General features: G+C 36.6%; 6 protein-coding genes. All 6 read left to right on the top strand.

The genetic code is table 11. The features are described 5' to 3' along the window. Positions 1-11: 11 nt before the first annotated feature. The 6 genes from JOS54_RS03585 to JOS54_RS03560 are packed head-to-tail and all read left to right on the top strand — an operon-like array spanning position 12 to position 10,501. On the top strand, positions 12-371 hold the full coding sequence (locus tag JOS54_RS03585; RefSeq protein ID WP_203245703.1) for an Asp23/Gls24 family envelope stress response protein: 360 nt from the start codon (positions 12-14) through the stop codon (positions 369-371). A gap of 9 nt (positions 372-380) precedes the next feature. After that, positions 381-1,991: a DAK2 domain-containing protein gene (locus JOS54_RS03580; RefSeq protein WP_203245702.1), complete on the top strand. Its 1,611-nt coding sequence runs from the start codon at positions 381-383 to the stop codon at positions 1,989-1,991. A 44-nt stretch (positions 1,992-2,035) separates the two neighbouring features. Further along, positions 2,036-4,039, top strand: coding sequence for an ATP-dependent DNA helicase RecG (locus JOS54_RS03575; RefSeq protein WP_203245701.1), 2,004 nt, complete (start codon positions 2,036-2,038; stop codon positions 4,037-4,039). Then, positions 4,026-4,706 carry a ribonuclease III gene (gene rnc, locus JOS54_RS03570; protein WP_203245700.1) on the top strand — a complete coding sequence of 227 codons (681 nt, stop codon included), beginning with the start codon at positions 4,026-4,028 and terminating at the stop codon, positions 4,704-4,706. The genes JOS54_RS03575 and rnc overlap by 14 nt, the downstream gene beginning before the upstream one ends. 8 nt (positions 4,707-4,714) lie before the next feature. After that, entirely contained in the window at positions 4,715-6,163 is a 1,449-nt protein-coding gene (locus JOS54_RS03565; protein WP_203245699.1) for a helicase HerA-like domain-containing protein, read from the top strand. Between the two features lie 9 nt (positions 6,164-6,172). Further along, positions 6,173-10,501: a PolC-type DNA polymerase III gene (locus JOS54_RS03560; protein WP_203245698.1), complete on the top strand. Its 4,329-nt coding sequence runs from the start codon at positions 6,173-6,175 to the stop codon at positions 10,499-10,501. Positions 10,502-10,735 lie beyond the last annotated feature (234 nt).

Genomic DNA, 10,735 nt, shown 5'->3' with positions numbered 1-10,735 from the left:
AGGTGAACAAGATGTCTGTTGAAAAGAACACAAATTATGGTAATATTTCCATTTCCGCTGAAGCAATTAGCTCTTTGGCCGGATCAGTCATTATGGAATCCTATGGTATTATCGGCATGGCTTCGCGTAAATTATTACGTGATGGTTGGGCGGAATTACTGCAAAAAGAAAATTATTCAAAAGGCGTGATTGTCAAACGGGAAGAAGGTGGTTTAGTCATTGATTTATATGTGATTATTGGCTATAACGTTCGTATCGCTTCAGTTGTACAAGAAGCGCAAAAGAAAGTGAAATACGAATTAGAAAAAGCCCTTAACGAAGAAATTGCATCTGTCAACGTCTTTGTGCAAGGGGTGCACGTAATTGCTTAAGGAGATTTTATGAAGAACTTAAATGGTGAACAATTTCGAGTGTTACTTGAATCGGGGGCTAATGCCCTTTACAACCGTAAGGCTGAAGTCGACGCTATGAACGTATTCCCTGTGCCGGATGGAGATACAGGAACGAATATGTCTTTAACCATTCAAAACGGGATTGAAGAAGTAGATAAGAGTGGATCAACCGATTTATTCACAATTTCAAAGGTATTCTCACGTGGATTATTGATGGGCGCGCGTGGTAATTCAGGGGTTATTCTTTCCCAAATCTTTCGTGGTTTATCAAAATATGTAAAAGATAATGCTCTAACCACTTTATCCGCTAATGATTTTACCGAAGCTTTAATGGCTGGGGCTCGTTTAGCGTATAAGGCAGTGATGAAGCCGACAGAAGGTACAATTTTAACTGTTTTAAGAGAAAGTGCTGAATATGGTCAAATTTATATGGCTGAACATCCCAATGCAAGCGTGGAAGAGCTTATCGCTTATGTGGATGAAGAAGCACAAGCCTCTTTGCAAAGGACGCCGGAATTGTTGTCGGTATTAAAAGAAGCCGGTTGTATTGATTCAGGTGGTTTTGGGTACACCATTATTTTGGATGGTTTCGTAGCGGCTTTAAAAGGTGAACCGGTCGCTCGTCAAGATAAGCCAAGTCTAACCAACCAAGAAGAAATCTTATCCGGTTATCGTGTAGAAGTGATTTTGCCAATCAATGAAGAGGGTAAAGCCAAATATGATGAAGTACGTCTTCGTAAACAATTGTCCCAATTTGGTTCGGATATTGGGGTTTTTGATGGTGGTGATGAAATTTGTGTTTCTTTACGAACTATTGCTCCGGGGGAAGTTGTTTCCTTGATACAACGTTATGGTGAATTTAAGAAGGTGCAAGTCGAAGCCTTGAAAGAAGGATTAAAAGTTTCTTTGGTGGATGAATTTAATCAAGGTTCACAAGAAGAAAAGGAATACGGTATTATCTCGGTAGCGGCGGGTAGTGGTTTAGTGAAGTTATTCAAAGACTATCAAGTTGACTATGTGATTTCTGGTGGTCAAACGATGAACCCGGCAACCGAAGATTTCATCCATGCTATCAAAAAAGTGAATGCCCATAAGATTTTCATCTTGCCAAATAACTCCAATATTATCTTAGCTGCCAAGCAGGCTGCAGATGTAATAAAGGATAAGAAAGTGGTTGTGCTTGAAAGTAAGTCAATCTTGCAGGGTATTAGTGCTTGTCTAATCTTTAATCCAAATGAAAGTTTAAATGAAAATCAAAAAGCGATGCAAGAGGCAATTGCGAATGTCAAGAGTGGTTCCATTACCTATGCGGTAAAAGATACCAGTATGGATGGTAAAGAAATTCATGCTGGTGATTACATGGGTATCCATGATAAAGAAATTGTGTCTATTTCAAAAAATCGTTTAGAAAGTGCTTTAGGCTTATTAAAGAGCTTAATTGATGAGAAAAGTGAAATCGTAACCATTATCTGTGGAGAAGACGCAAATGAAGAAGAAACGAACCAAATCAAATCTTTCTTAGATGAAAACTATGAAGTAGATGTGGATATTCAACAAGGTAATCAACCTGTCTATACATACTTAATTGGTATTGAGTAAGAAGCCCATCGGGTTTCTTACTTTTTTCGTTTATAATAATAGAGATGAAAGATTTAAATGAGATTAAATTAACCACAACACAACGTAAAATCAAAGAAGCTTTTAACTTTGAAAGTGTGGAAGATGTTCTAACAAACTATCCCATTCGATATGATTGCTATGAAGCTTTGCCATATAGCGAATGGAAAATTGGTGAAACCCTTCGCTTTGAAGCAATAACATTAGGAAAATCCCGTTCTTTTGGCTATGGGAAAAAAACGATTGTCCATTTTGAAGTCATGGTTGAGGGGCAAGTCATCGATGTTATTATTTTTAATCGTCCATGGGCTAAGACGTTGCCCGGTCAACATGTCATTACCATCTTTGGTAAATACAATGGTCATAATAAATTCACAGCTATAAACTATGATTTAAAGGCAATGAAAGACCATAAGCCATTTGAACCAATTTATCGCAATAAAGCTGATTTTCAACAACGCTCTATTCATGCCTTTATGGAAAAGGTATTAAGTGAATGCTTGTTAGAACAAGAAGATACCATGCCGGCTACATTCATTGATAAATATCGCTTACTATCGCGTACACAAGCCTTACAATCCATTCATACGCCACCGAATAAGAGGGCTTTAAATCAAGCCATTCGTCGCTTAAAATATGAAGAATTCTTACGCTTTTTTGCCCATCTATATTTAAAAAATGAAGATACATATTGCGAAGAAAAACAGAAAAAAAATATCAAAAATGATTATATCCAATCTTTAATCCACCAAATCCCATTTGTTTTAACAAAAGATCAAGGGAAAGTTCTAAAAGAAATGATTCAAGATATGAAATCCACTAAGAAAATGAACCGTTTAATCCAAGGAGATGTTGGATCCGGTAAAACCGTAGTGGCTGGAATAAGTTTATTCGCTTGTGTTTCTTCCGGTTATCAAGCCGCTTTATTAGCACCCACCGAAATTCTAGCGCGTCAACACTTTGAAAGCTTACAAGCTTTATTTCCAAAAGAAAAGAAAAAAATGATGCTTTTGTATAGTGGTTTAAATGCGAGTAAAAAAGAAAATATCCTAAATGATTTAAAAGAAGGAAACATTCAAATTGTCATCGGGACACATTCCTTATTACAATCAGGAGTTCACTTTCAAAACTTAGGTTTAGTGATTGTGGATGAACAACAGCGCTTTGGTGTCCAACAAAGAGAATTTTTAAAAGCTCAATCCGATGGTGTAGACTTCGCAGTTATGAGTGCCACTCCAATTCCTAGAACCTTAGCTTCCAGTTTATTGGGAGGAATGGATGTCTCGACTATTCAATCTATGCCTAAAGGAAGAAAAGCACCTATTACCAAACGAATTGAAGAAAACAGTTTTCGTTCCGTTTTAAAGGATATTCAATCTTTATTAGATAAGGGACATCAATTGTATGTGATTTGTGCCGCCGTGAATAAAAATGAGAATGGTTTTAAAGTACGCAATGTTTATGATACCCAGAAAAACCTTGCGAAGCTATTTCCAAACTATCAAGTGGGAATGATTCATGGGCAAATGAAATCCCAAGAAAAAGAGAAAGTCATGCAAGAATTTTATGATAATCAAACGCAAATCTTAGTTTCAACAACGGTGGTGGAAGTGGGCATGAATTGCGTCAATGCGACAGGCATGATTATCTATGATAGTGACCGTTTTGGTTTAAGCACCTTACATCAATTAAGAGGGCGTATTCAAAGAGGAAATAATCAAGGTTATTGTTGGCTATTGAGTGATAGCCATGATGAATTAACGATTGAGCGTTTAGAAGTTTTAGTGAAGAGCTACGATGGCTTTTATATCTCCGAGGAAGATTTACGATTAAGAGGACCCGGTGATATACTTGGATTAAGACAATCGGGTTTACCAAGTTTTATCTTAGGTAATCTAATTGAAGATACAGCTTTTATTGATCAAGCAAAATTAGATGCCAAGTCAATATTAGACCATCCTGAAACACAAGAGAATCAAACTTTTATCAATAGTCTTTTAAAAGAAAGGTTGAAACATGGATATTCATAATTTTTTAAAATCACAAGGGATTAACATTGAACGCTTCGAGCTTATTGAGCAAGCCTTAACTCATAGTTCTTACGCCAATGAACACGGTTTAAAAGACGATAATGAACGCTTAGAATTCATGGGAGATGCAGTCTTACAACTATGGTCATCGGCACAGATTTATCCTTTGAATTTAAGTGAAGGTCAAATGACACGTCTAAGAGCACAATTGGTATGTGAACCAGCCTTAGCAAACTATTCACGGCAACTTGGTTTAAACCAATACATTCGTCTAGGAAAAGGGGAAGAACGCTCTGGAGGTCGAGAAAAAGATGCTATTATTGCGGATGCCATGGAAGCTTTTTTAGGGGCTTTATTCTTAGATCAAGGAATGATGGCGGTGGATGTGATTTTAAGACAAGTTATCACACCACATTTAAAACAAGCTAAAGAAATTGTCCAAGCAGTGCAACTGGATTATAAAACTCGTTTACAAGAAGTTATCCAAGCTGATTCAAGACGCTCTTTAGTGTATAATTTAGTCTCTGAAACAGGGCCAAGCAATGCTCCGACTTTTGTTATGAATGCGGTGGTCGACGGTTTGGTTTTAGGTACGGGTAGTGGTAATTCCAAAAAAGCGGCGGAACAGGCCGCTGCTAAAAATGCGTTTGAAAAATTAGCTAAATAGGAGGGTATATGGCACAAATTATTTTAGGAAAAGCGAATGGACAAGAGGTGGTTTTAGAAACCAAACGAATGAATCGCCATGGTTTGATTGCCGGAGCTAGTGGTTCCGGTAAAACCGTTACTGTAAAACATTTATTAGAAGAATGTTCACAACTAGGGATTCCAAGTATTGTTACAGATATTAAAGGGGATGTTTCCGGTTTAGCTAAAGCTGGTAATTTAGAAAAAGTAGCGAGCCGTATTCAAGAACTTGACCTAGAAAATTTTGAAGCCAAAGCCTATCCGGTGGAATTCATTGATGCTAATCGTGAATTAGGGATTCCTTTTCGCTTTGTTTTGGAAGATGTAGATCCATTATTATTGGCTAAGATTTTAGGTTTAAATGAAACTCAAGAAGGCATTTTGACCATTCTTTACTCGATTGCTCATGGGGAACAATTGGACTTAATTGATTTAGAAGATTTGAAGGCGATGTTGCAATATGTCTTAAATAATACGAAAGAATTCAGTATGAAATATGGTTTAATCACAAGCCAATCCATCTCCTCCATTCAGCGAAAAGTGCTTGCTTTTGAGAAACAGGGCGGTCAAAAGCTTTTTGGTTTACCGGATTTTGATGTACAAAATTTGTTGCAAACAAGAGATGGAAAAGGCTTAATTTCTATTCTTTCTTGTCAAAATTTATTTCTGAAACCAACTACCTATGCGACTTTAATGTGGATTTTATTAGACCGTTTATTCCAAAGTATGTCCGAGGTTGGTGATTTAGAGCAACCAAAATTAGTGGTTGTTATCGATGAAGCTCATCTATTATTCCAAGAAGCGAGTCCTTCTTTCTTGATGAAATTTGAACAGATGATTAAGTTAATTCGTTCCAAGGGAATTGGAGTTTATTTATGCTCACAATCCCCAAGTGATATTCCAAATGAAGTCTTAGGTCAACTTTCTAATCGTATTCAGCATACTTTAAGAGCTTATACACCCGTTGAAATTAAGAAGTTAAAGGGGGTTGCGGATTCTTTCCGTGCCAATCCTGATTTTGATAGCGAAGAAGTCTTACAACAATTAGCGATTGGGGAAGCTTTGGTTTCTTGTTTGCAAGAAGATGGCATACCTGCTATGGTGCAAAGAACATTAATTTATCCAATCCATAGTTCTTTAGATGGTATAGCTAAAGAAAGCATTCAAGAAAAAGTCCATTTGTCCCCTTGGCAAGAAAAATATGGTAGTGATTTAGATCCCGAAAGTGCTAATGAAAAGATTGCTGAGATATTACAAGCTCAACAAGATGAAAAACAGCAGTTACAAGAAGAAAAAGAAAGAGAAAAAGAAGCAAGAAGACAACCAACCGATTGGCAATCTCGTTTGATGCGCAAAGCGAGAAATCGTACTGAAAACGAACTCGTGAATGTAGCGATTCGTTCCGCTAAAAAACTATTGTCCGGCTTCTTTAAGTAAGAGGCTTTCATGAAGTTAATTGAATTACTTGATAAATTAAACTGTACATCCACTTCCACTTTGGAAAAAGTGGATGTTTTGTCTGTTCGTTTCTATAAACAAGACCAAAAGATTGAAATTGAATTAAAAGGGGAAGAACCTTGCAACTATGATTGTTTTCAAGAATTAGAAACAGAATTTTTACAACAAGTCGGCTTGCAACCAAATTTCTTTTTCCATTGGGAAAAGAATGAAATGAATGTTCTTCAGTTTGAAAGCTATGTTCGTCCTTTCTTTCAAAGAGAAAGTGACTTATTTGTATTTAATTCAGCTGAAATACAAATTTTCTCACAACAAAAATCCATTCAGTTTTCCTTTTTAAATCCACAATTGATTAAAAAAGGGGAAGAAGCGATTTCTTCCTTGCGTTCCATCCTAAATCAAATTGGTTTAGAAGATTATGGTATTTCCATTGTCCAACAAGAAGCTCCAACCGTTCTAACTGAAAAAACGGTTATTTTAGATCGCCCTATCCTAAAAGAAGAAAAGCTTGTCCCAGTGAAAAAAGTAATGTATAAATCTAAGAAAAGTAATGCCGAACTCATTCGTTTGGATGAAGACGTAAGTGAAACAGGGCAAATCTATTTTGAAGCTGAAGTCTTCCAAAGTGAAATCAAAGAATTAAGGGGTGGAAAACAACTTCAAACCTTATCAGTTTACGATGGTCATGGTGCTATTCATGTGAAACGCTTTAGTTCTGATCGTTTAAGTCTTGAACAGATGGAAGAAATCCATGTTGGCTCATATGTTCGTGTACAAGGAAGAATTAGTTATGATACTTTTGCGAAAGAAAATAGCTGTATAGCTAATTCCATTGAAATCATTGATCAACCAAAACAAATAGTTGATACAGCTGAAAAGAAAAGAATTGAATTTCATTCCCACACCAATTTTTCGGAAATGGATGGTGTTTGTTCACCTAAGGAAATGATTCAATACGCTTGGAATTTAGGTCATGAGGGAATTGTTTTAAGCGATCATGCGAATGTTCAATCCTTTGTGAAAGCCAAGCATTGTGTAGAAGATTTACATAAAAAAGATCCAAAGCGTTCTTTTAATGTTGGTTTTGGTTGCGAATTGAATTTAGTTGAAGATGATTTGTGCATTGTGCGAAATGCCAATGATGAAAAACTAGATGAAGCGACCTATGTGGTTTTTGACTTAGAAACCACCGGATTAAGTGCTAAGTATGACCACATGATTGAATTTGGGGCAGTTCGTATTAAAAATGGACTTCGTTTAGATTCTAAACAACTTTTTATTAAGCCTCCTATTTCCATTCCATCTTTTATTGAAAGAAAAACCAATATTTCTAATGAGATGGTAGAAAACGAAAAAAATTTCTCGGAAGTGGTGGATGAATTATTGGCTTATATTGGTGATGCGGTATTAGTAGCCCATAACGCTAGTTTTGACTATCCATTTTTTAATGAAGAGTTAAGGCGATTGGGCAGAAAAGCATTAAATAATCCGGTGATTGATACTTTAGACTTAGCTCGTGCAATTTTGCCTGATCGTTCTCGTTTTGCTCTGGAATATATTTCCAATCACTATAAGCTAAATTATTCAAGAAGCGATGCGCACCGTGCCGATTACGATGCGAATATTTTAGCCGATGCTTTTGAACATTTGATTGTGGACGCAAAGCGCCAATTCCAAGTAGAAACGATTTGTGATTTACAAGAAAAAGTACATACAAAAAGTGATTTCAAACGTATGTTTTCTAAGCATGCGGTTGTGATTGCTAAAAATCAAGCCGGTTTAAAAGCCTTGTATGATTTAATTAGTATTTCTAATACGGAAACTTTAGCCGTTAAAACCAAAAATGAAGGATCAAATGCGATTGGTGAACCTCGTATCAAACGTTCAACTCTTCAAAAGTATCGGGAGAATTTATTGATTGGTTCAGCTTGTTTAAATGGCGAAGTTTTTGAGATGGCTTGTAATGGTGATGATAATCGTTTAAAAAAGACGATGGCTTTCTATGATTACATTGAACTACAACCATTAGCGAATTATTCTACTTCTTTAGAATTAGGTTCGATCATTAACTTAGCTCGTTTAAAAGACGTTCAAAGACGTATTATCTCTTGTGCAAAGGAATTAAATTTACCAATAATAGCAACATCGGATTGCCATTATTGTAAAAAAGAAGAAAAGATTTTTAGAGATATTTATATTACTGCCAAGGGTGTTGGTGGTGGTACGCATCCTTTATACATTCGTAACGAACAAATTCGTCGTCATCATTCAAATCCTGATCAACATCTTCGTTTAACCAATGAAATGATAGAAGAATTCTCTTGGTTGGAAGATGAACAATTGGTTCATGAAATGGTCGTTGATACACCAAAGAAATTATTTAAACAAATTGAAGAAATAGAGCCAGTTCCGAAAGGAACCTATCCCCCAATTATTGAAGGTTCTGATGATAAATTAAGAGAATTGTGTCAAAAAACAGTGATGGAACAATATGGCTTTGAAGGCAAAATTCCTGACCTTGTTCAACAACGCTTAGATAATGAGTTAGATAATATTATTCGCAATGGTTTTGGTGTGCATTATTACATCGCTTCCTTGTTAGTTATGAAGACCAATGAGGATGGCTATGTGGTTGGCTCTCGTGGTTCGGTTGGCTCTTCCTTTGCGGCAACAATGTCACATATCACCGAAGTCAATCCTTTACCACCACATTATTTATGCCCCAATTGTCATTACTCTGAATTTTTCCTAGATGGTAAAGTACTATCTGGTTTTGATTTAGAAGATCAAGTCTGTCCGCATTGTCATACAATCATGCGCGGTAATGGTCATAATATTCCATTCCAAACCTTCTTAGGCTTTAATGCGGATAAAACACCAGATATTGATTTAAACTTTTCGGATTTATACCAAGCCAAAGCCCATAACTTTATCAAAGATTATTTTGGTGAAGAACATGCTTTCCGTGCCGGTACGATTGGTACCGTTGCCGAAAAGACAGCCTTTGGTTATGTGAAGGGCTATGAAGAGGAGATGAATGTGCAATTTAGCTCTCCAATGAAAGAATATCTAGCCATGCATTGCCAAGATGTTAAGCGTACCACCGGTCAACATCCTGGTGGAATTGTGATTGTACCAAAAGACCATGTGGTTGAAGATTTCACACCAATCCAATACCCATCCAATCAACCGGGGCCATGGAAGACAACCCACTTTGAATACCATGATTATGGTGACCAAATCCTTAAGTTTGATATTTTAGGCCATGTTGATCCAACCTCCATGCGCTTACTGCAAGAAATTGCGACGGTGAAACCAATGGATATTCCAATGAATGATGCTGAAACATTATCATTATTCTATGAAGACAAAGCCTTGAAAGCCGATCCAAGAATTTATCATCAAGAAACCGGTGCTGTCGGTTTACCGGAATTTGGTACAGCTAACACCAGACGTGTTTTACAAGAAACAAAACCTCATACTTTCTCAGATTTAACCATTCTATCCGGTTTAACCCATGGAACAGACGTTTGGGCAGGAAATGCTGAAGAACGAGTGAAACAAGGGTTCCTTCTAAAAGATGTGATTGGCTGTCGTGATGATATTATGACTTACTTACTGGATAAGAAATTAGAACCATTAGATGCCTTTAAGATTATGGAAGGGGTTCGTAAAGGAAAGGGTTTAACCGAAGCGCAAGAAAAAAACATGCGTGAACATCAAGTGCCGGATTGGTACATTGATTCCTGTAAAAAGATTAAATATATGTTTCCAAAAGCACATGCGGTTGCTTATGTTATGATGGCGGTTCGTATTGCTTGGTATAAAGTGCATGAACCAATTAACTTTTATATTCAATATTTAACTTTGCGCTGTGATGCCTATGATATTGCCATTATGAGTAAAGGTTTAACGGCAGTAAGAATGGAAATGGAACGAATTAAGAAGTTAATGGATACTCGTGATCCTGGCTTATCTAATAAAGATAAGGCCTTATTTAACACACTTGAAATTTGTGAAGAAATGTATGCTCGTGGCTATTCGATTGAAAATGTCAATTTGTATGAATCATTAGCCACTCGTTTCAAGCAATCACCAAGCAATCCAAATGCAGTGATTCCACCATTTGTGGTCATAGATTCCTTAGGTGAATCGGTGGCAGAGAATATTGTTCAAGCTAGACAAGAAGGAGAATTCCTTTCTAAAGAAGATTTATTAGCAAGAACACATTTATCTAAGACCTTATTACAACGTTTTGAAAAGATGGGTATTATTCAAGATTTAAACGATACCAACCAATTATCCTTGTTTGATTGACAACGATTGGAAAGTTGTTACAATGTAGGCAGTTGCGATGATCAAGACACGATTTGATGGTGAGGCTTGTAGAGAGTATCCTGGTTGCTGAAAAGGATAAGAAATCCCATGAAATTACTACTTGTGAGCAATCTATGAAAATAGATCGTTGGCTGCGTTAAAGCATTTGAGTGTTAGATAGTCATCTAACAATAAAGGTGGTACCGCGCTAGGCGTCCTTTAGGGATGCCTTTT

It is taken from the genome of Bulleidia sp. zg-1006 (assembly GCF_016812035.1).
In the GTDB taxonomy this organism is placed as follows: Bacteria; Bacillota_I; Bacilli_A; order Erysipelotrichales; family Erysipelotrichaceae; genus Bulleidia.
The sequence above is the reverse complement of the archived record's forward strand: the minus strand, read 5'-3'. Positions and strand labels throughout refer to the sequence as shown.